This window comes from Sinorhizobium sp. RAC02 (assembly GCF_001713395.1).
Taxonomy (GTDB): domain Bacteria; phylum Pseudomonadota; class Alphaproteobacteria; order Rhizobiales; family Rhizobiaceae; genus Shinella.
Genome location: NZ_CP016450.1, coordinates 2490001 through 2515711, shown reverse-complemented (window position 1 = coordinate 2515711; position 25711 = coordinate 2490001). Strand labels below are relative to the sequence as shown.

Genomic DNA, 25711 nt, shown 5'->3' with positions numbered 1-25711 from the left:
CACCTGTTCCTGTGTGGGACCGGTCCGCATGACGCGCTGCCGCGATGCAAATGGGGTTCTTCAAATGCACATGACGTGCGTCAAATGGCTGGCGATTCCCGCCGGCATGTTCGGGCTGTTCCTTCTCTGGCTGCCGCTCAGCCTCCAAGCCCAGCTTGTTCTCAGTTTCGCCGTGCTCGGCGTGATGTTCCTGGCGATGACGCGCCCGAAGAACACCACCCTCCGGCTCGTCACCTTCACCTTTGCCGGCATCCTCGCCATGCGCTACGCGTCCTGGCGTACGACGGAAACGCTGCCAAGCATCCACGAACCGCTGAACTTCATCCCCGGCCTGATCCTGTATCTCGCCGAGATGTACTGCCTCGCCATGCTGGCAATCAGCTTCTTCATGCTGGCCGATCCGTTGAAGCGCAAGGCGCCGGACCTCGGCGATGCGGCGGACCTGCCGACGGTCGACGTCTTCATTCCGTCCTACAACGAGGAGCCGGAGCTGCTTGCCGGCACACTCGCGGCCGCCAAGTCGCTGCACTATCCGAAGGACAAGCTGAACGTCTATCTGCTGGACGACGGCGGTACCGAGGCGAAGCGCAACCACAAGGACCCGCGCATCTCGATCGCCGCGATCCGCCGCCACGAGCAGCTGAAGGCGCTCTGCGCCTCGCTCGGCGTGCACTATCACGCCCGCAAGCAGAACGACCACGCCAAGGCCGGCAATCTCAACGAGGGCCTGAAGGTTTCGAGCGGTGAACTCGTCGTCGTCTTCGATGCCGACCATGCGCCGGTGCGCGAATTCCTGCGCGAGACCGTGGGCTTCTTCGCCAAGGACAAAAAACTCTTCCTCGTCCAGACGCCGCACTATTTCCTGAACCCGGATCCGCTGGAAAAGAACCTCCAGACCTTCGCGCGCATGCCGTCGGAAAACGAGATGTTCTATTCGATCCTGCAGCGCGGGCTCGATAAATGGAACGCGTCGTTCTTCTGCGGTTCGGCGGCTGTACTGCGCCGTGCGGCACTCTCGGCGGCCAACGGCTTCTCCGGCCAGTCGATCACCGAGGATTGCGAGACGGCCTTGGCGCTGCATTCAAAGGGCTGGCACAGCCTTTATGTCGACAAGCCGCTGATCGCCGGCCTCCAGCCGGAGACCTTCGTCTCCTTCATCGGCCAGCGCGCGCGCTGGTGCCAGGGCATGCTGCAGATACTCATCCTGAACCGGCCATTCCTGGCCAAGGGCCTGACGCTGGCGCAACGCATCTGCTATGCCGGCATCAACCTGTTCTGGCTGTTTCCGCTCTCGCGGCTCGCCTTCGTCTTCTCGCCGCTGCTCTACATTTTCTTCTCGCTGGAAATCTACCAGGCGAATATCCTCGAATTCGCTTCCTATGCGGTGACCTACCTCATCGGCTCCTTCGCCATGCAGAGCTACCTCTACGGTCGCGTGCGCTGGCCCTGGGTCTCCGAGCTTTATGAATATGTCCAGTCGGTGCTGCTGTTCGGCTCGATCGTCAGCGTCATCCGCAACCCGCGAAAGCCCACCTTCAACGTCACGGCCAAGGGCCAGACGCTGGATCGCAGCATGCTGTCGCCGCTCGCCCGGCCGTATTTCATCATCTTCTTCGTGCTGCTGGCCGCCGCTCTCTATTCCGGTTACCGCTTCCTGACGGAGCCGGTCGCCACCGAACTCCTGACCATTGTCGCCGGCTGGAACCTCATCAATCTCGGCCTCGCCGGCGCCGCGCTCGGGGTCGTCGCCGAGCGGCGGGAACTGCGCCGCAACCAGCGCCTTCCCGTCAAGCGCCACGCGCTGATGAAGGTGGATGGCAAGCTCAAGAACATCATCATCCAGGATGCCTCTTCCGGCGGCATCTCGGTGGAGTTCGTCGAGCAGGCACCGGAGATCGACCTCGACACCCCGCTCGAAGCGACGATCCAGTTGCGCCGCGCTGGCCAGATCATTTCCTTCGACGTGATCTGCCGCTCCAGCCGCGGTGTAGGCGTAGGCACCGTCTACGGCTTTGCCTACAAGGAGCGCACGCCCGAAACCTTTATGGCGATCGCCGAGCTCATGTATTCGGACCAGGCGGTCCTGCAGGAGCGGCTGGTGCGCCGCCAGGTGCGCCACAGCTTCTTCTGGGGCACCTCGCGCTTCGCTCTCTGGAGCATCCGCGAGACGCTCCGCGCGCTCCGCTATTCGGCCGGCCTCATGCGCGAAAACGCCGTCAAATCCTTCGCCGACGCCCCCATCGTGGTGAAGGAAAACAATGCGCAGATCCCCGGCCGCGCCACGGAGCTGCCGCCGGTCCTCACAGGAGCCCAGGCCTATGGCTAAGCCCACCTTTTTTACACCGCTGGCGCTCGCTCTCCTCATCGCTTCGGCCGGCAGCGGCCGGGCGGAGGGGCTTGTGGCAGATGCCGTCAAGCCGCTGCTTGAGGGCACCACACTCAGCGGCGGCCTGCTGCCGCAACCCGTGGCCACAAAAAAGAACGAGCCGGCCGAAGGCGTAGCCGGCATGCTCGTGCCCTTCGAGCAGGCGTCGGATGCCTTCACGCTGTCCGGCGAGGATGACGTCGCCACCTTCACCTTCGCGCTCGATGGCCCGCAGGTCTCCGCCGGCGGCACGCTGAACCTTGCCTATATCAATGCCGTCTCCGTACTGCCGGATACCGCGATGATGGATGTGGAAATAAACGGCCGCGACCTCGGCGGTTTTACCATCGCCTCGCCGAACCGGACGCTGACGGAAAAGATCGCCGTTGCATCCGAGTTTCTCAAGGCCGGCCGCAATGTCGTGCGCGTCCGCGCCCGGCAGCACCATCGCGTCGATTGCTCGCTGGATGCCACTTACGAACTCTGGACGAAGCTCGATCCGGCACTGAGCGGCTTCGCATCGGGCGCGTCGTCGGCCTTCGCTGATTTTGACAGCCTGCTCGCCGTACGACGCAACGCAGAACACCGCACGGATATCCGCGTCGTCGTTCCCGGTGCGCTGAGTGCCGAAGCGCTGAACGAGGTCGCTCCGGTGCTGCAATCTCTCATCCTCTTTCTCAATCGCGATGACGTGACGGTCTCCGTCGCCGACAAGCCGGGCACGGGTCCAGGCATAGACCTCATCATGGCGATGGACCGGAACGGTGGCGCGACGCTCGCCAAGCTTGGCTTCGCACCGGTCGCACGCGGACTTTCCGTTCAGGCCGGCGCATCCGCCGACCGGGCAGCCGTCATCCTGCGCGCGGCCAATCTCGGTGACGTCAACGCGGCCGTTCTCACGGCCGTGAAGGGGGCGATGGCCGATGGATTGAAGACCGGCATCTTCGAGAAGGGCAGGGGCGTGCTGTCCGTCGATGCCGGCGAGCGGCGCACGCTGAGGGAGGCGGGCTATGAGACCCGTGTCTTCTCCGGTCGCCTGTCGCGCACGGATTTTGCCGTGGAAATGCCGGCGGACTTCTATCCCGCCGAATATGCGACGCTCGACCTTCGCCTCCACGCTGCAACCTCGCCGGGGCTGGAGCAGACCGCGCAGCTCCTCGTGCGCGTCAACGACAAGGTCGTCAAAAGCTATCCCTTCCGCAACCGCGAGGGCGAGCAGTTCGATGGCAAGCGCATCGAGTTGCCGCTGCGCGCCTTCCGGCCAGGCGTCAACCGTGTTGAGCTTCTGGCGGAGCTGCCGATGGCGGCGGATGCGAGCTGCCGGCCGGAAGAGCGCGACGACGGCAAGCCGCGCTTCATCCTGCTCGATACGACCGCGATCGAGGTTCCGGCGCTCGCCCGCCTCGGCCGCCTGCCGGATCTGGCGGCGCTTGCGAGCAAGGCCTATCCCTATAGCGGCGGAAAACCGTTCGACCTCGTCATTGACCGGGCGGACGAGCAATCCGTCGGCGCAGGCCTAACCCTTCTCTCGCGCCTTGCGCTATCCGCCCGTGCGCCGCTGAATGCGAAGATCGCCATCGGCACGCCTGCGGAAGGCACGGGCCGGGACGCGCTTGTCGTGTCGTCGCAGAACGACTTTGCCGACCTTGGTTCTGCCGACAAGGCGGCCTTCCCGAGTGCCGCGGATATCAATGCCTCCGTCGCCGACCTCCTCAGACCAGACCCGGTCGTCACCGCCTCGGTGTCCGATGGCGCGCGCGGCACGGGCGACGACACGGCAGACCTTCTCCAGGCCTTCCACAATTCCACCGCGCAACAGGAGGACGACCTGTCTTTCAGCGCACGTACGCAGCGCTGGCTTTCCGCCGCGTCGACGAATTTTGGCCGCTGGCTGAACTATCAGGGGGACGAAGGCCCCCGCGTCGCGCCCCACGGCGAGGGGTCCCTGGTGACGCTGTCGCAGATGCACGCACCCGGCGGCAATGCGACCTGGACGGTGATCAAGGCAAATTCTCCGCGCGACCTCGATGCCGGCGTGCAGCGTCTCGTCGACCCCACGGTCTGGCGCGACCTGGAGGGCGGCACGGCAACGATAGAGACGGCGGGCCTGTCGCTTGTCAGCCTGCCGGCCGCGGAGCGTTACGTCGCCGGCCTGACCGACCGCAGTCCCGGCAACCTGCGCCGGATCGCGGCCGCCTGGTTCTCCGATAATTTCCAGATTTACGTGCTGCTCGTGCTCGCCAGCCTCGGCGCCTTCGCCGTCTGGCTGGGGCTCGTCGTGCCGCGCAAGGGCGTGAGGTCCGATAAATGAGAACGCTGTTTCTTTCCACCCTGCTTGCCGGCTCCACGGCGCTCGCCCCGCTGGTCCTGGCCGCCGATACCAAGGCCGGTCCCGGCGACGTCGAACTGGCGGCGCTCTACTATTATGCCGAACAGCAGCAGCAGGACCGGCTCGAAGCCGAGACGAACCGGCTGCGCCAGAAATATCCGGATTTCGTCGTGCCGGCCGATGTCTATTCGCCAGCAGCACGGCAGATAGACGAAAGCGCACTCTGGGCGCTCTATGAGAAGAACGACTTTATCGGCGTCGAAGCGGAGATCGGCCGCCGCCGCTCTGAAAACCCCGAGTGGCTGCCGAGCGAGGATTTTTCCGGCAAGCTCGCCCGCCGAAAGCAACGCGTCGAGATGATGGCCGCCACCGCCCGCAAGGATTGGATGGGTGTCATCGAGGCCGCCAAGGCACTTGATCCGGCGAGCGAGCAGGAAATCGATCTCGTCTGGATGCTGCTCGACGCCTACGCCGAGACCGGTGCGAAGGATGCACTTACCAAGGTCTATCGTGGCCTGCTCTTCCGGGAGGGTGACAAACGCCTGCCGGACCAGCAGATCCTGACCACATTGCAAAAATCCACTCGGGATTTTTCTTCCGAGGACGTGCGCAAGGCGATGGGCGTACTGGCCGTGTCGCCAATGCTGCAAGCCGGTCTCGAGCCGGTCGAACTCGACCTGACGCGCAAGGACGTCGCGGACTTCAATGCAGATGAAAAGCGCCAGACGCCGGTCGCCGCAGACGAGGTCGGCAAGCTGCGCGCGGTGGCGGACAAGGGCGAGCGCCTCGAAGACCTGTCGCTGCTCGGCTGGTACGACCTGAAGCTGAAGGCCCCGCAAAACTCCGAGCGCTGGTTCAAGGCAGCACTTGCAAATCGTCGCGACGAAGAGAATGCCAAGGGCCTCTATCTCTCGCTGGCCGCCCAGAACAAGCAGGACGAGGCCTATGCGATCGCGGAGGACTATATCTCGGAGTTTGCCGACGATCCCGAATTCCTGATGACCGCGCTGTCGCTGCGCTTCTCGAAGTCCGACCAGCCGGATGCGGATGTGAAAACCGTGACGGCCTACAGCAATGCCATCCTTGCGACATCGAATGCCGACCACGCGGAAATCCTCGCCTGGTACGCCTATAATTCACGGCAGTACGAGGCATCGAAGGCCTGGTTCCTGAAGTCGCTGGATTGGGAAAGCGCGCCGGTTCGCGTCAAGGGCCTCGCCCTCAGCCTCATGCGCCTTGGTGAGAAAACCGATTACGCGGCGCTGGAGGCGGAGTATCGCGACATCTATCCGGATATCTGGGCAGAGATCAAAATCGCGACACCGCCGAAGGCCCGTCGCAGCGTAGCCGTCGAGACGCCGGTTGCCGTGTCGACATCGGCAAAAGGCAGCGCTGGCAGCGGCAACGGCTATTTTGCGCATTTCAAGGCGAAGCGCTTCAGCGCCTGCATCAAGGATATCGCCAACCTGGAAGCGCGCGGGGCTGTCTCGGCCGACGCCATGCTCATCAAGGGTTGGTGTCATCTCGAGCTGAACCGCATCGCGGACGCCCGCAACGCCTTCGAGGCCGCGCTCGGCAACAGTCGCACTCAGCAGGATGCTGCCTACGGTGCAGCCCTCACTCTGCTCCGCGGCCGCCTGACGGACGATGCGGAGGCGATGATCGCGATGTATCCGCTGTCGGAAAAGCGCGAGCGGGAAGTGCGTGCCGAAATCTACTGGCAGCGGGCGCGCTCGGCTTTCGATCACAAGCAATACCAGCGTGTGCTCGATGCCCTGAACGCGCGCGCCAGCCTCGTCGCCGAGCCGGCCGATCTCAGCCAGTTGCGCGGCTGGGCCTACTATCATCTCGGCAACCGCAGCCAGGCACAGGCCGTTTTCACCCGGCTGAACATGCATCTCTACGATCCCGCGGCCGCGCGCGGTCTTGCCGTCTCCTCCGCCGTTTCGACCCGATAGGACCCCCATGCGCTGGCTGCTTGTCGCCACAATCCCGTTTCTCATCGCCGGCTGCACCGCCGTGCCCGACCCGTTCCTCGAAACCGGTGCTATCCGGCCGGATGCGCCGCCGCTCTCCACGGAGGTCTCCCCGGACTTTGCGGCGGCCTATCTGCCGTCGATTGCGGGCCGCATCGAAAGCGTGCGCCAGACGTCGCGCGCCGATTTCTTCGAGCAGAAGATCGTCTACACCAACGCCACGGCATCCGCCGGCGAAAACCTGCTGACCGTGCGCGTCGGTACGCCCTCGGAGGGCATGGTCTTCCTGCGGGCGCCGACACGCAGCGCAATTCTTGCCGAGATGCGGCAGGCGCTGCCGGGCGTCGCGATGGCGATCAATGCGGCGCCCGGGCAGAACCTGCACGGCGTCTACGGATATGCCACCGGCCCGCTCGGCAAGGCTGGGAGCTGTGTCTACGCCTGGCAGTTCGCCAAGCGTGTCTCGCCAATGGGTCGGCTCGGCACCGGCAACTATTCTGCGCAGGTGCGTCTGCGCTTCTGCCATCCGACCCTTCCGCAGGAGCGCCTCGCCATGCTGATGGATGGCATGCGGCTGAAACCGGTGACGCGCGAAACGTTCGACTTGCTGAGCTATGCCGGCGGCAGCGGCTCTATGCGAAGCCAGCCGATGCTGGCGCGTGCCGAGCCAGCCGTGATCCTTGACGACAGCGTCGAGGTGGAGCCGCGCCGCACGCCCAAGCGTCGCGTCGTGGAGGAAAAGCGCAGGGAGGAACCGGCCGTCATCCGCAATGCCGTGCGTGTCCCGTTACCGGGCGAGACTGTGGAGGAGAAGGTAAAGGTCGCGGTGACCAAGAAGCCAGAGAAAAAGTCCGGGGACAAGGCGGCGATGCGCGTGAAAAGCGCGCTGGTGCCGATGCCCGAAACGGCGTCGCTGACCGAAGCCGACTGAGGCTCAAAGAAAGATGTCGTGCTCCTGCCGCACGATTTCCTGCACGAATTCCGCCACGGTGCGCACGCGGGCGAGGTCGCGTGCGCTTTCATGCCAGGTCGTCCAGTAGGCGCGGCGGATCGAAGTGGCCGGCAGAAGCCGCACCAGTTCGCCATATTGCCGGGCGATGTAGTCATGCAGGATGCCGATGCCGGCGCCGGAGCGCACGGCCTCCGTCTGGCCCGTGGCGCTTGAGATTTCGAAACCGGCATCCCAACTGCGCATGATCTCGCCGGTGAAATTGAGCGAGGCGGTGAAGATCAGGTCTTCCACGTAGCCTACGCGTCGATGGCCCTTGAGGTCCTCGACGCTTTCCGGCGTGCCGTTTTCCTTGAGATAATCGTGCGAGGCGTAGAGGCCGAGCGTGTAGTCCGTCAACTTTGACGAGACGAGGCGGCCCTGTTCCGGCCGTTCCAAGGTGATAGCAATATCCGCCTCGCGCTGCGACAGCGAGAAGGACCGCGGCACCGGCACGAGCTGGATCTTCAGCTCCGGATGCCGCGCCGTCAGCCGTCCGAGGCGGGGGGCAAGGAAGGACACGCCGAAACCGTCCGGTGCGCCGACGCGCACGGTGCCGGCGACGGCCGTGTCGATGCGGCCGATGCTCGCCTGGGCCGCCAGCATCTCCGTCTCCATGCGTTCGGCGGCACGCAGAAACACCTCGCCCTCGGCGGTGAGGTCGCAGCCATTGGTGCGGCGGATGAGAAGCCGCGTCTTCAAGGCTTCTTCCAAAGCGCTTACGCGGCGGCTCAGCGTCGCATGGTTGACACCGAGGCGGCGGGAGGCGGCGAGGATCTGGCCGGTGCGGGCAACGGCCAGGAACATGCGTGCGTCATCCCAGTTCATTTCCGCCTCCGACTTTAATTTTTGCACAACGGTTCCTTATCCGAGGTGATTGAGTTGTGCAAATTGAAGTGCGATGATCCTCTCATAACAACGGAGGACTCCCTATGTACGAGATCGGCCATTTCATCCACGGCAAGAAGGTCGCCGGCATCAGCGGCCGCACCGCGAACGTCTTCAACCCGGCGACGGGCGAAGTTCAGGCGACGGTCGCGCTTGCCAACGACGCCGACCTGCAGGCCGCGATCGACAGCGCGCTTTCCGCGCAGCCGAAGTGGGCCGCCACCAACCCGCAGCGCCGCGCCCGCGTCTTCATGAAGTTCGTCGAGCTTCTGAACCAGAACATGGACGAACTGGCCGTCCTGGTGTCCCGCGAGCATGGCAAGACGGTCGAAGACTCCAAGGGTGACGTCATCCGCGGCCTCGAAGTCTGCGAATTCGTCATCGGCATCCCGCATCTCATGAAGAGCGAGTTCACCGAAGGCGCCGGCCCGAACATCGACATGTATTCGATCCGCCAGCCGGTCGGCATCGGCGCGGGTATCACGCCGTTCAACTTCCCGGGCATGATCCCGATGTGGATGTTTGCGCCGGCCATTGCCTGCGGCAACGCCTTCATCCTGAAGCCCTCCGAGCGCGACCCGTCCCTGCCGATCCGTCTTGCCGAACTGATGATCGAAGCAGGCCTGCCTGCCGGTATCCTCAACGTCGTCAACGGCGACAAGGGTGCGGTCGACGGTATCCTGGCGCATCCGGATATCGCTGCCGTGTCCTTCGTCGGCTCCACGCCGATCGCCCGCTACGTCTATGGCACGGCTGCTTCCAACGGCAAGCGCGCCCAGTGCTTCGGTGGCGCGAAGAACCACATGATCATCATGCCCGACGCCGACCTCGACCAGGCCGCAAACGCCCTGATGGGCGCCGGCTACGGCTCGGCCGGCGAACGCTGCATGGCGATCTCGGTTGCCGTTCCGGTCGGCGAGGAAACCGCCAACCGTCTGATCGAAAAGCTGACGCCGATGATCGAAAGCCTGCGCATCGGTCCGTATACCGATGACAAGGCCGACATGGGCCCGGTTGTCACCAAGGAAGCGCAGGCCCGCATCCTCAGCCTCATCGACAAGGGCGTGGAAGAAGGCGCCAACCTCGTCGTCGACGGTCGTGGCTTCAAGCTCCAGGGTTATGAAGACGGCTATTTCGTCGGTGGCTGCCTGTTCGACAACGTCACGCCGGACATGGAAATCTACAAGACGGAAATCTTCGGCCCGGTTCTGTCCGTCGTTCGTGCCAAGAACTACGAAGAAGCCCTCGACCTGCCGATGAAGCATGAATACGGCAACGGCGTCGCGATCTACACCCGTGACGGCGACGCTGCGCGTGACTTCGCCAGCCGCATCAACATCGGCATGGTCGGCGTCAACGTGCCGATCCCGGTTCCGTTGGCCTACCACTCCTTCGGCGGCTGGAAGTCCTCGTCCTTCGGCGACCTCAACCAGCATGGCACGGACTCGATCAAGTTCTGGACCCGCACCAAGACGATCACCAGCCGCTGGCCGTCCGGTATCAAGGACGGTGCCGAGTTCGTCATGCCGACGATGAAGTGATCCTTCTGGATTGAATATCGAAAAGGGCTCCCACCGGGAGCCCTTTTTGCATTGCCCCTTTTTTGTGCTTTGCGAAGAATAGGGGCGAAGCCCGGCCCGTTTACCCCTCGTGTTCTATGCATTTGGAAGGGGCAAACTATGTCATTTGCAGAATCGGCGCGGCCCGCAGGACAGGCGGGCGGCTTCCACCGGATTGTGTTTACCGGCAAGGCATCCGAATATTTCGGCATCTGGATCGTCAATGTGCTTTTGACGATCATCACGCTCGGCATTTATTCCGCCTGGGCAAAAGTCCGCCGCAACCGTTACTTCTACGGCAATACCGTGCTGCTCGGCCGGTCCTTTGAATACCATGCGAAGGGGCTGCAGATCCTCATCGGCCGCTTGATCGTGCTTGGCGGCTTCATCGTGCTCAACGTGATCGCCGCACTCGTTCCGATCCTCGTGCTGCTGCCGACCCTCGTCGTGCTGATCGCGCTGCCGTGGCTGGTCGCCAAGGGCCTGCGCTTCAGCGCCCGCGTCACCAGTTACCGCAATGTGCGCTTCGATTTCGTCGGCGGTGCGGGCGGTGCGTTCAAGGCCTTCATCCTGGGTGGCCTGCTCGCCGTCATCACCATCGGCATCCTGACGCCGCTCGCCAGCCGCTGGGTCGCCCGTTATGTCGGCTCGAACCTGCGCTATGGCGGCAAGGCCTTCGACACCGACCCCAAGCTCGGGCCGCTCTACAAGTCCTGGCTTCTGTCGTTCCTGATCGCGCTCGTCGGCCTCGGCATCATCGCGCTCCTCGTCCTGATGAACCTTTCGCTCATCCTGCCGATGATCGAAACGCCCGGCTTGCTGACACCCGAACAGCAGATCCCGCTCATTTTCAGCGCGGTCATTGGCTATATCGTGCTTTTTGCCACCTTCGGCATTGCCGGCCTGTTCTACAAGGCGGGCGTGCGCAACATCACCTGGTCGACCACGACCTTCGATGGCCAGCATCAGCTGATGAGCGACGTATCGCGCACCCGCTATACCTGGATCGCCACTTCCAACGTGATCGTGACGATCCTCACCCTCGGCCTTATGCGCCCCTGGGCTGCGGTACGCATGGCGCGCTATACCTGGGAACATACCGGTGTCACCTTCACGGGCGATGTCGGCGAACTGTTCAACCGGATCGAGGCACAGGGTTCGGCCGTCGGCTCGGAGTTCATGGACTTTGAAGGGTTTGATTTTGGCTTCTGACAATGCCGCAATCGCCGGTGGGGAATGGCACCCCGCCGGCTCGAGCCGCTCGGTCGAGGCTCGCCTCGTCGAGCGAGCCGGGGAAATCGCGGCCGTGCCGGTGGGAGGCGAAAAGCCACTCGCCGGTGCGGGCCTCTCCTGGGTGGAGATTTCCGGCCGCGTCGGCTCCATCCCCCGCCGGGTGACGTTCCCCGACGGCTCGATCTTCGAGACCTGGGACAATGACGGCATCGATCGCTACCTCGCGGCGCGGGGCAAGGGCGGTGCCGGCATCGTGCACTGGCTGGAACAGTTCCGCCTGCGCCTTGTCGTGATCGTCCTGCTGGCTTTCGTGCTGGGCGGAGCGGTCTATCGCTGGGGCGTGCCGGCGCTCGTCGAAGTGGCGATCGCCACGACTCCGCCGATCGTGCCGCAGCTCATGGCGAAGGGCACGCTCGAAGCGCTCGACCAGACGACCTTCTCTCCGACCAAGCTGCCCGATGGCCGTCGCAAGGAAATCGCCGACGGTTTCGCGCGTATCGCCGGGCAGTCACCGCGTGGTGCTGGCGCCTATAGTCTCAATTTCCGCGACGGCGGGCTGATCGGCCCGAATGCCTTTGCTTTGCCGGATGGCACGCTCGTCATCACCGACCAGCTTGTCACCTTGGCGGGGGGAGACACGGAAATGGTTATCGGCGTGCTGGCGCACGAGATCGGCCATGTCGAGCTGGAGCACAGTCTCCGGCAATTCTATCGCGCCGCCGGCATGACCGGCCTGATCATGCTGATCGCCGGCGACGTCGGCTCGGCCGTCGAGGACGTTCTGGTGCAGGGCGGCGGCCTGTTGGCACTCTCCTATTCCCGCAGTGCCGAAGCCGAAGCCGACCGCCGCTCCGTCGAACTGATGGCGAAAGCCGGCTACGACCCGACGGCAATCGCCCGCTTCTTCACGCTGCTGGAGGAAAAGCTCGGCGACAAGTCGGACACCAATATCCTCTCCACCCATCCGGGCACGCCACAGCGCAAGAAGGAAATCACCGACTATGCCCGGATCATCTCCGGCCAGTCGGACCCGGATTTGCAATAGGATGCGGTGGCTGACGGCCGCCGCGCCGGTAACCCGCACACTCTGTGGCCATCCTCGGCCTTGAGCCGAGGATCCACGGTCGCGCCCGAAGCGCGGATGGTCGGGTCAGGCCCGACCATGACGAAGCAGGTATGAAACGAAAACGGCGGCCCGAGAGCCGCCGTTTCCTGTGTTAGCCTTGGGAGGCTGGGTAATTACTGCGACGGGCCGTCGTTGTAGCCGACCTTATCGACCAGTTCGGAGGCCTTCTTGCGGTTTGCCGCGATGTCGACGAGCGGCAGGGCATCCGCCTTCAGCGTGCCGAAGGACTTGACGATCTCCGAAGGCTCCGCGCCCGGCAGGACCGGATATTCGTAGACCTGCTCGGCATAGATCTTCTGTGCGTTGCCGGCCGACAGGAATTCCATGAGTTTCACGGCATTGTCCTTGTTCGGCGCGTTCTTGGCGAGGGCCATGCCGGATACGTTGACGTGGCTGCCACGGTCGCCGGCATTCGGGAAGAGCACCTTGATGGCGGCCGCCCAGTCCTTCTGCTCCGGCTCCTTCTCATTGGTCAGCATGAGGCCGACATAATAGGAATTGCCGAGTGCCAGGTCGCATTCGCCGGCGAGGATCGCCTTGGCCTGATCACGGTCGCCGCCATCCGGCTTCTTGGCGAGGTTGTTCTTGAGGCCGGTCAGCCACTTTTCCGCTTCGGCTTCGCCGTGATGGGCGATCATCGATGCAGTGAGGCCGATATTGTAGGAGTGCTGGCCGTCACGGGTGCAGATCTTGCCCTTCCACTTCGGGTCGGCAAGCTCCTCATAGGTGATCTCGTTCTGCGCAACGCGGTCCTTCGAGGCGTAGACGACGCGCGAACGCGTGGTGAGGCCGAACCAGCTGCCATCCGGATCGCGGTACTGCGCCGGGATGTCCTTGTTGATGGTGTCGTTCTGGACCGGCTGCGTGACGCCGCCGTCCTTGGCTTCGGTGAGGCGCGCGATATCGACCGTCAGGATAACGTCGGCAGGGGAGTTCGCGCCTTCTGCCTGGATGCGCTCCACGAGACCCTTGTCGAGGAAGAGCACATTGGTGGTGATGCCGGTTTCCTTGGTGAATTCGTCGAGCAGCGGCTTGATCAGGTCCGGCTGGCGATAGGAGTAGATGTTGACTTCACCGTCTGCGTGAGCCGGTACGGCAAGGGCCAAACCAGCGGTCGAGAGAGCAAGGGCGGCGAGGGACGTCTTGAGCAGTTTCATATGGTCCTCCTAGTGTGTTTATTCCTGACTGCTAAAGTCGTGTTTAACGGCTTGCCCCCCGCAGTCAACCGTGCGACCACTGTCATAACATGAATGTGATTTTCCGCTTTTTGGAATTGTTCTAAACGGCGATCCGTCCTATATGTGTTCGGACTTAAACCGGATTCGGAGTTCCCGATGCGCCTGACGAAACAAACCAACTATGCCGTGCGCATGTTGATGTACTGCGCGGCGAACGGTGACAAGCTCAGCCGCATTCCGGAGATTGCCCGGGCCTACGGCGTCTCGGAGCTGTTTCTGTTCAAGATCCTCCAGCCTCTCACCAAGGCCGGCATCATTCAGACGGTGCGCGGCCGCAACGGTGGCGTGCGCCTGCCGAAGCCCGCCAGCGAGATCACGCTGTTCGATGTGGTGCGGGTGACAGAAGATTCCTTCGCCATGGCGGAATGTTTCGAGGCGGGTGAGGTCGAATGCCCGCTGGTCGACAGCTGCGGCCTCAACGCGGCGCTGCGCAAGGCGTTGAACGCCTTCTTCGACGTGCTCCAGCAATATACGATCGATGATCTCGTCAAGGCGCGCCCGCAGATCGGCTTCCTGCTCGGCCTGGAAATCGCGCCGATCGCCCAGCAGCCGGCGGCCTGAGAAAGCACAGCGCCGGTTACTGCCCGGCGCTGACGTCCCGCTTCACATATTCCTGCAGAATGAATTCGACAGCCGTCGGATCGAGTTCGGCCTTGTCGATGCGGAAATCGACGCCGTAGTCGTCGATCTTCTGGAAGTAGGCGTCGCTGATCGACGACGAGATCACGCCGACCGGGCCGATATAGCCGTTGCGCCGCAGCTCGGGCACGGTTTCGCGGAAATCCGCCTGCGGCTGAAGCCGGTTGTCCATCAGCACCATGTCGAGCCCCGCGCCGGACGAACGGATGAAGCCGAGCGCGTCCTCTACCGTCTCCACATAATGCAGCGTGATCGCATAGCTCGTCACCTTGCGCATGAGTGCGCTGAGGATGAGGTTTTCCGCAGGATCGTCATCGACGAGCAGGATATGCACTTGTGCTGGCATGGTGGTAGCTGAACCTGATTGCGTCGAAACGGCGTCCGGAGCCCGGACAAGCGGCGGTTACTGTCTTCCAGGCCGCGTTCATTAACAAGTCCCTAACTTTGCTATGGCGAGGAATTGTTCCATAGCGCCGCTATGCCCTTTGGCGGTCCCGAGCGCGCTATTGGATGATCTGCTCGCGGATCGCCTTGGCGACCATCTGCGTGCGGTTGACCACGTCGAGCTTCTTGAGAATGGTCGCGGTATGCGAGTTCACGGTGTGCTCGGAGACCGAGACGATGAGGGCGATTTCGCTCGCCGTCTTGCCGTAGGAAATCCAGCGCAGGATTTCCGTTTCGCGCGGCGTCAGGCCCATGCCCGCCTTGTTGGCGAGGACCTGCCGGTGGAAATAGTCGAACGCGCAGTTCGCCTCGTAGCAGATCTCGAAATGCTCGGTGCGGCCGATGTCGTCCCCGTCGCCGAGGAACAGCACGATGTAGCGCGTGCCGGCGACCGAGTGCACCGGAATGGAAAGCGCCATGTCGAAGCCGATCTGGTCGATGAAGTCGGCGCCCTCGGCGGATGAGCCGTTATGCGCATGGTCGGAGGCCTGCCAAACCGTCGAGATCGTGGATTTGTAGAAGCTGCGGAACAGAGCGGAGTCGTTGAGCCGGTGGCGTTTGTCATAGGTTTCGGCGAGGCCAGCCGGCAGATCGTGCAACACGAGGCGAGCGGCAAGCGTGCTGGTCTCATGCTCATTTGCCAGCTGGAGCACACCGAAATGCTCGAAGCCGTAGCGCAGTGCCATCGTATGGAAAATGCGAAAGAAATCGACGCGATTGAGCGCCTTCTCCAGATCGCCTTCAAAATCGTATCTTCTAAAATGTTGGTTCAGTACGGCCACGTGGCCTCCCACCCCCCAAGATTCCACGTAATGCAATCTAGCGCCGCAATCTCTGGCGGCAAAGGGTTTTGCGGGACAATTTCGCGACGGCTCGCCGTTTTCGGGCCGATTGAGCGATAACTCGCTGATAGGAAAGGGGAAATAAAAAAGAGGGGCTGTCCTCCTTTTTGCCGTCTCGCTCCGCCGCCACGGTGCGAGACGGCGAAGGACAGCCCCTCTTACCTCGTTGCCCGCCTTATGACACGGCGGCCTGAACGTCGCTATCAGGGCAGGTGGGGATTGACAGGGGCTCCAGCGAGCGATTCGCACCGCTTTTTCGCGGTTCCTAATGCTGTGGAGAATGCTGTTCTAGAGTTTTTTCCGAATGGACAAATTTGTTCGCAGACTTATTGCAATCCTGCGGCAAATGTCGTTCCATCCGCGCAAGCCGGGGCTGGAAATGCACCCGAGCCCGTAACAAGAGAACAAAAAAGCAAATCTGGGAAGCTCACTATGAAAAAGCTGACTACTCTTATCGCTGCGACGGCGCTTGCCTCGCTGATGGCGTCTGCCGCCTGGTCGAAGACCTTCGTATATTGCTCGGAAGCGTCACCGGAAGGTTTTGACCCCGGTCTCTACACGGGCGGCCAGACCTTCGATGCGGCCGCGCACACTGTTTATAACCGGCTCGTGGAATTCAAGCGCGGCACGACGGAACTCGAGCCTGCGCTGGCCGAGAGCTGGGAAATTTCTGCCGATGGCAAGGAATACACCTTCAAGCTCCGCAAGGGAGTGAAGTTCCAGACGACCGAGTATTTTACGCCGACGCGTGAGCTGAACGCCGACGACGTGATCTTCTCGTTCGAGCGCCAGTACAAGGCTGACAATCCGTGGAACAAGTACGTACCGGGCGCGTCCTGGGAATACTTCTCCGGCATGGGTCTTCCGGATGTTCTCGACAAGGTCGAGAAGGTCGATGACCTGACGGTCAAGATCACGCTGAAGCGCCCGGAAGCACCCCTGCTCGCCAACCTCGGCATGCCCTTCATCTCGATCGTATCGAAGGAATATGCCGACAAGCTGCAGGCTGCCGGCAAGATGGAGCTGATGAACCAGCAGCCGCTCGGCACCGGTCCGTTCACCTTCGTCGCCTACCAGCCGGATGCCGCCATCCGCTACAAGGCAAACCCGGATTACTGGGGTGGCAAGCAGAAGATCGACGATCTCGTCTTCGCGATCACCACGGACGCTGCCGTTCGCGCGCAGAAGCTGAAGGCTGGTGAATGCCACCTGATGTCCTATCCGAACGCCGCTGACGTCGCCGAGCTGAAGGCCGATCCGAACCTGCACATCTCCGAGCAGGCCGGCCTCAACGTCGCCTACCTCGCCTACAACACGCTCGTTCCGCCGTTCGACAAGGTCGAGGTCCGCAAGGCTCTCAACATGGCGATCAACCGCCAGGCCATCGTCGACGCGGTCTTCCAGGGTGCGGCAACCGTTGCCAAGAACCCGATCCCGCCGACCATGTGGTCGTATAACGACGCTGTCGAAGACGACAAGTTCGACCCGGAAGCTGCCAAGAAGATGCTTGAGGACGCCGGTGTTTCGGGCCTCAAGATGAAGATCTGGGCCATGCCGGTTGCTCGTCCGTACATGCTGAACGCCCGCCGTGCAGCAGAACTGATGCAGGCTGACCTTGCCAAGGTCGGCGTCGAAGTCGAAATCGTCTCCTACGAATGGGCCGAATACCTGAAGCTCTCGTCTGCCAAGGACCGCGACGGCGCGGCCATCCTCGGCTGGACCGGTGACAACGGCGATCCGGACAACTTCCTTGACACCCTGCTCGGCTGCGACGCTGTCGGCGGCAACAACCGTGCGCAGTGGTGCAACAAGGAATTCGACGACCTGATGACGAAGGCGAAGGAAACCGCCGACGTTGCACAGCGCACCAAGCTTTATGAAGAGGCGCAGGTCATCTTCAAGCGCGAAGCGCCGTGGAACACCCTCGACCATTCGCTTGCCGTCGTTCCGATGAGCAAGAAGGTCTCGGGCTTCGTTCAGTCTCCGCTTGGTGACTTCGTCTTCGAAGGCGTGGACATCGCCGAGTAATATCGGCTACGAAAAAAGGCACGCCGCAAAGAGCGTGTAATGGCCGGCGGCTCGAAGACATTCGAGCCGCCGGTTTTTCTAAAGAAAGAAGGGATTGGCTCCCATGTTGCGCTTCATCTTCGGACGGCTTGCCGTTCTGATACCCACGTTCCTCGGGGTATCGCTGATCGCGTTCTCCTTCATTCGACTTTTGCCGGGCGATCCGGTGATGCTGATGTCGGGCGAACGCGTCATGGCTCCGGAACGGCACACCGAGCTCATGCACCAGCTCGGCCTCGACCGACCGATATACGTCCAGTATTTCGACTATCTCGGCGGTCTTCTGACCGGCGACTTCGGCTCGTCGATCGTCACCAAGCGGCCGGTTCTTGATGATTTCATGAACCTGTTCCCGGCGACGCTGGAACTCTCGCTCTGCGCCATCATCGTCGCGGTTCTCCTCGGTATTCCGGCCGGCGTCTTCGCCGCGGTGAAACGGGGGACCTGGCTCGACCAGTCTCTGATGGGCGTCGCGCTCATCGGCTATTCGATGCCGATCTTCTGGTGGGGCCTGCTGCTCATCATCGTGTTTTCCGGCTATCTCGGCTGGACGCCGGTTTCGGGACGCATCTCGCTGATGTACTTCTTCCCGCAGGTCACCGGTTTCATGCTGATCGACAGCCTGATCTCGGGACAGGCCGGCGCCTTCAAATCGGCGGTGAGTTACCTGATCCTGCCGACCGTCGTGCTCGCGACGATCCCGCTCGCGGTCATCGCGCGCCAGACCCGTTCGGCCATGCTCGAAGTGCTCGGTGAGGACTATGTCCGCACCGCCCGCGCCAAGGGTCTTTCGCCGTTCCGGGTCGTCGGCGTGCATGCGCTGCGCAATGCGATGATCCCCGTCATCACCACGATCGGCCTGCAGGTCGGCGTGCTTCTGGCGGGCGCCATCCTTACCGAGACGATCTTCTCCTGGCCGGGTATCGGCAAGTGGATGGTCGATAGCGTCTTCAAGCGCGACTATGCCGTGGTGCAGGGTGGCCTGATGTTGATCGCTGCCGTCATCATGATCGTCAACCTCGTGGTGGACCTGCTTTACGGCTGGGCCAATCCGCGTATCCGGCACTAGGAGGCGATCTCATGAGTGCAGTTCAAAATACGACCGAGGTCAAGACGGGCGGCACGCCGCCTTCCGGCCTCTCCGAATTCTGGTTCTACTTCTCGCGCAACAAGGGTGCCGTCATCGGCCTCGCGTTCTTCGTGGTGATCCTGTTCGTGGCGATCTTCGCACCGATCGTGGCGCCGCACAGCCCGAGCGTCCAGAACCGCGAACTCCTTCTCCTGCCGCCGGTGTTTTCAGAAGGCGGCAGCTGGGGACACCTTCTCGGGACCGACGCCGTCGGCCGCGACATCCTCTCGCGCCTCATCTACGGCGCGCGTTTCTCGCTGTTCATCGGTCTCGTCGTCGTGACGCTGTCGGTGGTGTCGGGTGTGTTGATCGGCCTCGTCGCCGGTTACTTCCGCGGCAAGGTCGATACGGTCATCATGCGCGTCATGGATATCATCCTGGCGTTTCCCTCGCTGCTGCTCGCCCTCGTGCTGGTGGCGGTTCTGGGGCCGGGCCTGCTCAACGCCATGATCGCCATCTCGCTCGTCAACCAGCCGCATTTCGTGCGCCTGACGCGTGCGGCCGTCATGACGGAAAAGACCAAGGACTATGTCGTCGGTTCGAAGGTCGCCGGTGCGGGCACGCTGCGCCTGATGTTCCTGACGATCCTGCCGAATTGCCTGGCGCCGCTCATCGTGCAGGCGACGCTCGCCTTCTCGGCGGCGATCCTCGACGCGGCAGCCCTCGGCTTCCTCGGCATGGGTGCTCAGCCGCCGACGCCGGAATGGGGCACGATGCTCGCCGAAGCGCGCGAATTCATCCAGCGCGCCTGGTGGGTCGTGACGTTCCCGGGCCTTGCCATCCTCATCACCGTGCTGGCCATCAACCTGATGGGTGACGGCCTGCGCGACGCCCTCGATCCCAAGCTGAAGAGGTCGTGATGTCGCTTCTCGAAATCAAAAACCTCACCGTCGAATTCCAGACGGCCACCGGTCCCTTCCGCGCCGTGGATGGCGTTTCGCTCAAGGTCGACGAGGGCGACGTGCTCGCCATCGTCGGTGAATCCGGTTCGGGCAAGTCGGTCTCCATGCTCGCCGCCATGGGGCTGCTGCCCTGGACGGCGAAGGTGACGGCCGACGTGCTCACCTTCAACGGTCGCGACATGCAGGCCATGTCGGACAGCGAACGGCGCAAGATCATCGGCAAGGACATTGCCATGATCTTCCAGGAGCCGGTCGCCAGCCTCAATCCGTGCTTCACGGTCGGCTTCCAGATCGAGGAAGTGCTGCGCATCCATACGGATCTGAACCGCAAGGCGCGTCGCGACCGGGCAATCGAGCTGTTCCAGTCGGTCGGTATTCCGAACCCGGAAGAGCGGTTGGGCCATTTTCCGCATCAGATGTCGGGCGGCCAGTGCCAGCGTGTGATGATCGCGACGGCGCTTGCCTGCAATCCGAAGCTTCTCATCGCCGACGAGCCGACCACCGCGCTCGACGTGACGATCCAGAAGCAGATTCTCGACCTGTTGATGAAGCTCCAAGCCGAATACGGCATGGGCCTCATCATCATCACCCATGACATGGGCGTCGTGGCCGAAACCGCGGACCGCGTGATCGTGCAGTACAAGGGTCGCCAGATCGAATCGGCCGATGTGCTGTCGCTCTTCGAAAACCCGAAGAGCGTCTACACCAAGGCCTTGCTGTCGGCGCTTCCGGAAAATGCGGTGGGCGGACGCCTGCCGACGATCACGGAAAAGCTGACCGACGCCGAGATTTTTGCGGGAGCCATGCGATGACCCCAGTTCTCGAAGCGCGCAATCTCAAGCGCGACTATCATATCCCCGGCAGCATGTTCAAACCGGGCAAGACCGTTCACGCCGTCAAGGGTGTGAGCTTCAAGGTCGAGGAAGGCAAGACACTCGCCATCGTCGGCGAAAGTGGCTGCGGCAAGTCTACGCTTGCCCGCATGGTCACGATGATCGATCCGATCACCGAAGGCGACATGCTGATCGATGGCCGCAAGGTCGATATCGCCAGCGAGCCGCTGACGTCGGAAATGCGCAGCAAGGTGCAGATCGTCTTCCAGAACCCCTATGGTTCGCTCAATCCGCGCAAGAAGATCGGCGATATCCTGACGGAGCCGCTGATCATCAACACCAAGATCCCGGCGGACGAGCGGCGCGATCGCGCCATGGCCATCCTGAAGAAAGTCGGGCTGGAGGAGAAACACTACGGGCGCTACCCGCACATGTTCTCCGGCGGCCAGCGCCAGCGCGTGGCGATCGCCCGCGCGCTGATGCTCAACCCGCGGCTTCTGGTTCTCGACGAGCCGGTTTCGGCCCTCGACCTCTCGGTTCAGGCCCAGGTGCTGAACCTGCTCGCCGACCTGCAGGACGAGTTCCACCTGACCTACGTCTTCATCAGCCACGACCTCTCGGTCGTGCGCCACATCGCGAACGACGTGATGGTGATGTATTACGGTGAAGCGGTGGAATATGGCAGCCGCGACCAGGTCTTCGACGACCCGCAGCACGCCTACACAAAAACCCTCTTCGCCGCGACGCCCCGCGTCGACGTGGACGCCATCCGCGCCCGCATCGAACGGCGCAAGCGCGTCGCCTGAGGACGTGACGCGATGACGAACGCCCAAGCGATCGTCGTCATGGGCGTTTCCGGTTGCGGCAAGACCTCGGTCGCCGAGGGCCTTGCCGCAGCCCTTTCCGCCGCCTTCATCGAAGGCGACAGCCTGCATCCCGCCGCCAATGTCGAAAAGATGTCCAAGGGCATCCCGCTCACGGATGACGATCGCTGGCCGTGGCTCGACATGATCGGCCGCGCGATGGCGGACACACTGCAAGACGGCAAGAGCGTCGTCGTTTCCTGCTCCGCGTTGAAGACGGTCTACCGCAATCGCCTGCGGCAAGCCGCCGGCGGTTCACTCGCCTTCGTCTTCCTCAAGGGCAGCCGCGAACTGCTGATGGCCCGCATGGCGTCGCGCCGCGGTCACTTCATGCCCGCCAGCCTGCTCGACAGCCAGCTCGCGACGCTGGAAAATCCATCGCAAGAACCGGGCGTCGTGACCGTCGATATCGACGCGTCGATCGAACAGATCATCGCGGCAGCACTCGTCGGGCTGAAAGCGCTCCGCTAGCCTCGAATTTGCCGCGGGCACTGGCATCTTTGCGCTGACAGCCCTATAGACGGCGGGCCTGCTGGCCAACGCGCGCCTGCGGCTTCCGAAAAATTTCGAGACGTGACAGGAACGAGACATGGACATCAAACGCTTTGAAACCGGCCCGCGCATGAGCCAGGCTGTCGTGCACAACGGAACCGTCTATCTGGCCGGCCAGGTCGGCGAAGCCGGTTCTGATGTCACCGAGCAGACCAAGCAGGCCCTGGCCGAAGTCGACCGCCTGCTGGCGCTCGCCGGCACGGACAAGACCCGCATCCTGTCCGCTCAGATTTGGCTTGCCGACATGGTCGATTTTCCGAAGATGAACGCTGTCTGGGACACCTGGGCGCCGCAGGGCCACACGCCCGCCCGCGCGACCGGCGAATCCAAGCTCGCCACGCCGGACTATCTGGTTGAAGTCATCGTCGTCGCCGCACTCTAAGCGCAGGCCGACGGCAGAAATGAAAAGGCCCGCTTTCGCGGGCCTTTTTGTTATGCGGATTTTGCGAGCCGCGCCTGCTCGTCGAAGAACAGCGCCTGGCTGATCAGCGCCTTCACCATGTCCGGATTGAACGGCTTGGTGACGAGGAAGGCCGGTTCCGGCTTCTCGCCGGTCAGGAGCCGCTCCGGGAAGGCGGTGATGAAGATCACCGGGATCGTGCTGTTCTTCAGGATGTCGTTGACGGCATCGATGCCCGACGAGCCGTCGGCCAGCTGGATATCCGCCAGCACCATGCGCGGCGAGGTGCGGTGATAGAGCTCGACCGCTTCCGAATGCGTGCGTGCGATGCCGGTCACATTGTGGCCGAGACCTCTCACCATGTCCTCGATGTCCATGGCGATCAACGGCTCGTCCTCGATGATCATGATGTCGGTCGCGACCTGGCTGGAAATGTCGCGCGACGCCTCGTCGAGCAATTCGGCGAAGTGTTCTTCCGAAACGTCGAGAATGTCGGCGGCTTCGCTAATGTCGAAGCCTTCGACAGCGACCAGCAGGAATGCCTTGCGTTCGGCCGGTGGCAGGTTGGCGAGGTTGGCGGCGGCCTGCCGCTCCCAGCCGAAGGGCGAGGTGTTATCCGGCAGCGTCACATCGAGGTTCTCGAAGAGCGTGCAATAGAGCCGGTAAAGCGCAATCCGGTCGTTGCGACCCTCGGGGTAAAGCGAGATATCGGTGACGAGCGCCTCCAGCATGGCAGCGACATAGGCGTCACCGGATGTCTGGGAACCCGTGACGGCACGGGAAAACCGCCGCAGATAGGCGAGATGCGGTGCAATACGGGTGGAAAGTGACATTTAGTTCTCCCTGAATATGTTCCGCATCGGAACCGTTTCCGCTAGAGTTCATTATGCGGAAACCTATTGGTAGCATGCTAAGTCTGACTTGCTATTTGGAATCTTGGGCAAAAGGAAGATAGCGGGCGGCAGGCGATGGAAACAAGACCATGATCGAGCCCAGTAAAGATAAGAGACGCGGCAGCGGCAACGCCCCTGCCAAGGCTGCCTTTGACCCCAACGGTCCGATTGGCCGCAAGCTGAAATCCTTCTACGACGTCATAGAGACCGAGCCGGTGCCGAGCCGTCTGCTCGATCTTCTGGAAAAGCTTGACGAGGCCGAAACCCGGGCCAAGGGCGGTTCCTGAAAACATCCGTTCTTCCTGGTTCTAGACGTCAAGAAACGGGCCTGTTGGCCCGTTTCTGGTTTCGGACAGGTGCTCGTTTAGCGGCAACGGGCCTCGTAGCGACGGCCGTAACGGTCGCGGTAGACGCAGTAGCCGCTCCGATCGGAGCGAGCGATCAGATAGCCCGCTGCGCCACCGATGGCAGCACCCGCAAGCGCACCGCCGGCGCGGCCGGTCACAGCCCCGCCGATAATGGCGCCAGACGCCGCGCCGATCGCCGTACCGCGTTCGGTCTGGCTGCACGCGGTAAGCGTGACGGTGGAGGCGATGAGCGCAAACGCAATAATGGTCTTCTTCATGGTTCCGGCTCCTGGAAGAGGTTTCGGGATCAGATGCGTCCCGTGAGGACGAGAATGAGAAGGATGACAACGATCAGACCCAGGCCTCCCGAGGGGCCGTAACCCCAGCCGCGGCTATATCCCCAGTTCGGCAGGGCGCCGATGAGAAGCAGGATCAAAATAACAAGGAGAATGGTGCTCATCTACGCTTCCTTTCACGTCCACTTCGCTATCGAGCGATGCGCCAACAACGGGTCCCGGTGGATTTTGTTCCCGACAATGTGACAGCCGAGTCATCCGGGCATTCCGGAACTTTTTTCATGCCATCCCGTTTCCTGCCCAACCCGACACGGGGATGGAGAGTGAAATGGAACACATAGCCGCTATCATGCTTCTGGTCGGCTGCAGCCATGGCAGCCTCGCCTGTGAAGAATTGCCGGCGCCCCAGGTGGCGTTTGAATCCATGGAAGAATGCCAGGGCGCGCTTCCCGCTGCACTCGGTGGCGCTGGCGTCAGCAAGCGCATCGTGCATGGCCGTTGCGCGGCGGTCGATCCGGCGTGGATCGAGGAAGATGTCGAGATCACCTGGCGCATGACGCGGGAGAAGGGGCTGCAGGTCGATGTCCGTCAGGTTAGCCCGCCGGCGGATGGCATGGTCGTTGCCGAAAACACCTACCCCGCAGAGAGCCCGGCAAGGCTGCACTGAACATCGCCAGGAACTTTTCCTGCGTTGATCGCTTCTCCTTTGGTCAACGCCATCGCGTTCAACGGAACAGAAAGGACAGCGACATGAACTGGGATATTATCGAAGGTAAGTGGACCGAGTACAAGGGCAAGGCCCAGGCGCAGTGGGGCAAGCTGACGGATGACGATCTCGATGTCATCCAGGGCCGCCGCGTCGAGCTTTCGGGCAAGATCCAGCAGCACTACGGCCTCGCCAAGGAGGAGGCGGAGCGGCAGATCGATGATTGGGCGCGCCGTCACTAAGCATAGCGCTTCCTGAATCTGAATTGATTCAAGAAAGACTTATGTGCCAGGAAGTGATGGTCGCTGACCATTTCGATCATCGCTCATGCCGCCGCAGCCGAAAGGCCGCGGCGACATCGTTTTGTTCCGGAAGGGCCTGTCATAAAAGTGCTTTGTTCTTCCAGGCCTCGGGAACCTTTCCCACAGCCCGCCGTTTCTCTTTCGATACAAAGAAGGAGTTCGAAAATGCTCTATTATGCTGTTGTCTTTCTCGTGATCGCGCTTGTCGCCGGCCTGCTCGGCTTCGGTGGTATCGCCGGTGCATCCGCCGGCATCGCGCAGATTCTCTTCTTCGTCTTTCTCGCCCTTCTGGTCCTGTCACTGATCGCAGGGCTGTTCCGCAGGGCATGAAGACGGAGCATTCCGGAAGGGGCGGCGTTCGCGAACGTCGCCCTTTTTGCATGCGCAGGCTGGTCTTGCGGGGTTTAAGGGTATTGGTTAATCAGCGTTCACCAATCGAATCCTTGGAGTCTGATCGATGAAATCCCTCGAACTGCTGGTCGAACGCATCATTCTGTCGAGCCGCTGGATCCTGGTGGTCTTCTATCTCGGCCTGGTCGCGGCCCTTGCGGTCTATGCGGTGTCGTTTCTCTACAAGTTCGGCAAGGTGGCGATGAACGTCTTCGTCTTTGACGATGCGGAGATGATCCTCGCCATGCTCGGCCTGATCGATGCGGCCCTCGTCGCCAGCCTGATCCTGATGGTGATGATCGCCGGCTACGAGAATTTCGTCAGCCGCTTCGACGAGGCGGAGGCCGATGTATCCTTCCTCGGTAAACTTGATTCCGGCAGCCTGAAGATCAAGGTCGCCTCGT

The 25711-nt window shown here is 62.4% G+C and carries 27 protein-coding genes (1 of these 27 cut by a window edge); 20 read left to right on the top strand and 7 right to left on the bottom strand.

The window, feature by feature from the left end; translation table 11 throughout:
- The first annotated feature begins 64 nt into the window (after positions 1-64).
- From bcsA to bcsN, 4 genes are read left to right on the top strand one after another with little or no spacing between them, the layout of a single operon-like run.
- The gene (gene bcsA / locus BSY16_RS12135; RefSeq protein WP_286157131.1) at positions 65-2326 is read left to right on the top strand and encodes a UDP-forming cellulose synthase catalytic subunit; all 2262 of its coding nucleotides are present in this window, start codon (positions 65-67) and stop codon (positions 2324-2326) included.
- Positions 2319-4676 carry a cellulose biosynthesis cyclic di-GMP-binding regulatory protein BcsB gene (locus BSY16_RS12130; RefSeq protein WP_069059897.1) on the top strand — a complete coding sequence of 786 codons (2358 nt, stop codon included), beginning with the start codon at positions 2319-2321 and terminating at the stop codon, positions 4674-4676. The genes bcsA and BSY16_RS12130 overlap by 8 nt, the downstream gene beginning before the upstream one ends.
- On the top strand, positions 4673-6652 hold the full coding sequence (locus tag BSY16_RS12125) for a hypothetical protein (RefSeq protein ID WP_069059896.1): 1980 nt from the start codon (positions 4673-4675) through the stop codon (positions 6650-6652). Before BSY16_RS12130 ends, BSY16_RS12125 begins: the two co-directional genes overlap by 4 nt.
- A 7-nt stretch (positions 6653-6659) precedes the next feature.
- On the top strand, positions 6660-7601 hold the full coding sequence (gene bcsN, locus BSY16_RS12120; RefSeq protein ID WP_069059895.1) for a cellulose biosynthesis protein BcsN: 942 nt from the start codon (positions 6660-6662) through the stop codon (positions 7599-7601).
- A gap of 3 nt (positions 7602-7604) precedes the next feature.
- On the opposite strand, the gene BSY16_RS12115 is transcribed toward bcsN, so the two are convergent.
- Positions 7605-8486 carry a LysR family transcriptional regulator gene (locus BSY16_RS12115; protein WP_069059894.1) on the bottom strand — a complete coding sequence of 294 codons (882 nt, stop codon included), beginning with the start codon at positions 8484-8486 and terminating at the stop codon, positions 7605-7607.
- A 104-nt stretch (positions 8487-8590) separates the two neighbouring features.
- Here BSY16_RS12115 and BSY16_RS12110 point away from each other — a divergent pair, with 104 nt between their 5' ends.
- From BSY16_RS12110 to BSY16_RS12100, 3 genes are all read left to right on the top strand, one after another.
- Entirely contained in the window at positions 8591-10087 is a 1497-nt protein-coding gene (locus BSY16_RS12110) for a CoA-acylating methylmalonate-semialdehyde dehydrogenase (protein WP_069059893.1), read from the top strand.
- A gap of 138 nt (positions 10088-10225) precedes the next feature.
- The gene (locus tag BSY16_RS12105) at positions 10226-11317 is read left to right on the top strand and encodes a YjgN family protein (RefSeq protein ID WP_069059892.1); all 1092 of its coding nucleotides are present in this window, start codon (positions 10226-10228) and stop codon (positions 11315-11317) included.
- Positions 11307-12383: a M48 family metallopeptidase gene (locus BSY16_RS12100; protein WP_069059891.1), complete on the top strand. Its 1077-nt coding sequence runs from the start codon at positions 11307-11309 to the stop codon at positions 12381-12383. Before BSY16_RS12105 ends, BSY16_RS12100 begins: the two co-directional genes overlap by 11 nt.
- Before the next feature lie 194 nt (positions 12384-12577).
- Here the strand turns inward: BSY16_RS12100 and BSY16_RS12095 are convergent, their stop codons facing one another.
- Complete coding sequence (locus tag BSY16_RS12095; protein ID WP_069059890.1) at positions 12578-13621, bottom strand: Fe(3+) ABC transporter substrate-binding protein; 1044 nt, start codon at positions 13619-13621, stop codon at positions 12578-12580.
- A 177-nt stretch (positions 13622-13798) separates the two neighbouring features.
- Between BSY16_RS12095 and rirA the strand changes: the two genes are divergently transcribed.
- Positions 13799-14263: an iron-responsive transcriptional regulator RirA gene (rirA, locus tag BSY16_RS12090; protein WP_069059889.1), complete on the top strand. Its 465-nt coding sequence runs from the start codon at positions 13799-13801 to the stop codon at positions 14261-14263.
- Between the two features lie 16 nt (positions 14264-14279).
- Here the strand turns inward: rirA and BSY16_RS12085 are convergent, their stop codons facing one another.
- Both BSY16_RS12085 and BSY16_RS12080 read right to left on the bottom strand, forming a co-directional pair.
- The gene (locus BSY16_RS12085; protein WP_069059888.1) at positions 14280-14687 is read right to left on the bottom strand and encodes a response regulator; all 408 of its coding nucleotides are present in this window, start codon (positions 14685-14687) and stop codon (positions 14280-14282) included.
- Positions 14688-14844: 157 nt separating this feature from the next.
- Entirely contained in the window at positions 14845-15567 is a 723-nt protein-coding gene (locus BSY16_RS12080) for a helix-turn-helix transcriptional regulator (protein ID WP_069059887.1), read from the bottom strand.
- Positions 15568-16059: 492 nt separating this feature from the next.
- Here BSY16_RS12080 and BSY16_RS12075 point away from each other — a divergent pair, with 492 nt between their 5' ends.
- From BSY16_RS12075 to BSY16_RS12045, 7 genes are all read left to right on the top strand, one after another.
- Positions 16060-17655, top strand: a complete 1596-nt coding sequence (locus tag BSY16_RS12075) for an ABC transporter substrate-binding protein (RefSeq protein ID WP_069059886.1) — start codon at positions 16060-16062, stop codon at positions 17653-17655.
- Positions 17656-17758: 103 nt separating this feature from the next.
- A complete protein-coding gene (locus BSY16_RS12070) occupies positions 17759-18763 on the top strand; it encodes an ABC transporter permease subunit (RefSeq protein WP_069059885.1) in 1005 nt (334 codons plus the stop codon).
- A gap of 11 nt (positions 18764-18774) precedes the next feature.
- Entirely contained in the window at positions 18775-19683 is a 909-nt protein-coding gene (locus BSY16_RS12065) for an ABC transporter permease subunit (protein WP_069059884.1), read from the top strand.
- Positions 19683-20537, top strand: a complete 855-nt coding sequence (locus BSY16_RS12060) for an ABC transporter ATP-binding protein (protein WP_083242897.1) — start codon at positions 19683-19685, stop codon at positions 20535-20537. The genes BSY16_RS12065 and BSY16_RS12060 overlap by 1 nt, the downstream gene beginning before the upstream one ends.
- Entirely contained in the window at positions 20534-21364 is an 831-nt protein-coding gene (locus BSY16_RS12055; protein ID WP_069059883.1) for a dipeptide ABC transporter ATP-binding protein, read from the top strand. The genes BSY16_RS12060 and BSY16_RS12055 overlap by 4 nt, the downstream gene beginning before the upstream one ends.
- A gap of 12 nt (positions 21365-21376) precedes the next feature.
- Positions 21377-21892 carry a gluconokinase gene (locus BSY16_RS12050; RefSeq protein ID WP_069059882.1) on the top strand — a complete coding sequence of 172 codons (516 nt, stop codon included), beginning with the start codon at positions 21377-21379 and terminating at the stop codon, positions 21890-21892.
- A 118-nt stretch (positions 21893-22010) separates the two neighbouring features.
- A complete protein-coding gene (locus tag BSY16_RS12045; protein WP_069059881.1) occupies positions 22011-22355 on the top strand; it encodes a RidA family protein in 345 nt (114 codons plus the stop codon).
- 50 nt (positions 22356-22405) lie between these two features.
- Here the strand turns inward: BSY16_RS12045 and BSY16_RS12040 are convergent, their stop codons facing one another.
- The gene (locus BSY16_RS12040) at positions 22406-23206 is read right to left on the bottom strand and encodes a response regulator (RefSeq protein WP_069059880.1); all 801 of its coding nucleotides are present in this window, start codon (positions 23204-23206) and stop codon (positions 22406-22408) included.
- Positions 23207-23355: 149 nt separating this feature from the next.
- Here BSY16_RS12040 and BSY16_RS12035 point away from each other — a divergent pair, with 149 nt between their 5' ends.
- Positions 23356-23553 carry a NepR family anti-sigma factor gene (locus tag BSY16_RS12035; protein WP_069059879.1) on the top strand — a complete coding sequence of 66 codons (198 nt, stop codon included), beginning with the start codon at positions 23356-23358 and terminating at the stop codon, positions 23551-23553.
- Positions 23554-23630: 77 nt separating this feature from the next.
- On the opposite strand, the gene BSY16_RS12030 is transcribed toward BSY16_RS12035, so the two are convergent.
- Both BSY16_RS12030 and BSY16_RS12025 read right to left on the bottom strand, forming a co-directional pair.
- Positions 23631-23891, bottom strand: a complete 261-nt coding sequence (locus tag BSY16_RS12030; RefSeq protein ID WP_069059878.1) for a YMGG-like glycine zipper-containing protein — start codon at positions 23889-23891, stop codon at positions 23631-23633.
- A gap of 29 nt (positions 23892-23920) precedes the next feature.
- Positions 23921-24073, bottom strand: a complete 153-nt coding sequence (locus tag BSY16_RS12025) for a DUF3309 family protein (RefSeq protein ID WP_069059877.1) — start codon at positions 24071-24073, stop codon at positions 23921-23923.
- 164 nt (positions 24074-24237) lie between these two features.
- Here BSY16_RS12025 and BSY16_RS12020 point away from each other — a divergent pair, with 164 nt between their 5' ends.
- From BSY16_RS12020 to BSY16_RS12005, 4 genes are all read left to right on the top strand, one after another.
- Complete coding sequence (locus BSY16_RS12020; protein WP_069059876.1) at positions 24238-24576, top strand: hypothetical protein; 339 nt, start codon at positions 24238-24240, stop codon at positions 24574-24576.
- 83 nt (positions 24577-24659) lie between these two features.
- Positions 24660-24857, top strand: coding sequence for a CsbD family protein (locus BSY16_RS12015; RefSeq protein WP_069059875.1), 198 nt, complete (start codon positions 24660-24662; stop codon positions 24855-24857).
- Between the two features lie 225 nt (positions 24858-25082).
- Positions 25083-25247: a DUF1328 domain-containing protein gene (locus BSY16_RS12010; protein ID WP_023514833.1), complete on the top strand. Its 165-nt coding sequence runs from the start codon at positions 25083-25085 to the stop codon at positions 25245-25247.
- Positions 25248-25374: 127 nt separating this feature from the next.
- Positions 25375-25711, top strand: partial view of a TIGR00645 family protein gene (locus tag BSY16_RS12005; protein WP_069059874.1) — the 5' portion only. Its footprint extends 164 nt past the window's final position; only the first 337 of its 501 coding nucleotides appear in the window; it begins with the start codon at positions 25375-25377; its stop codon lies off the right edge, out of view.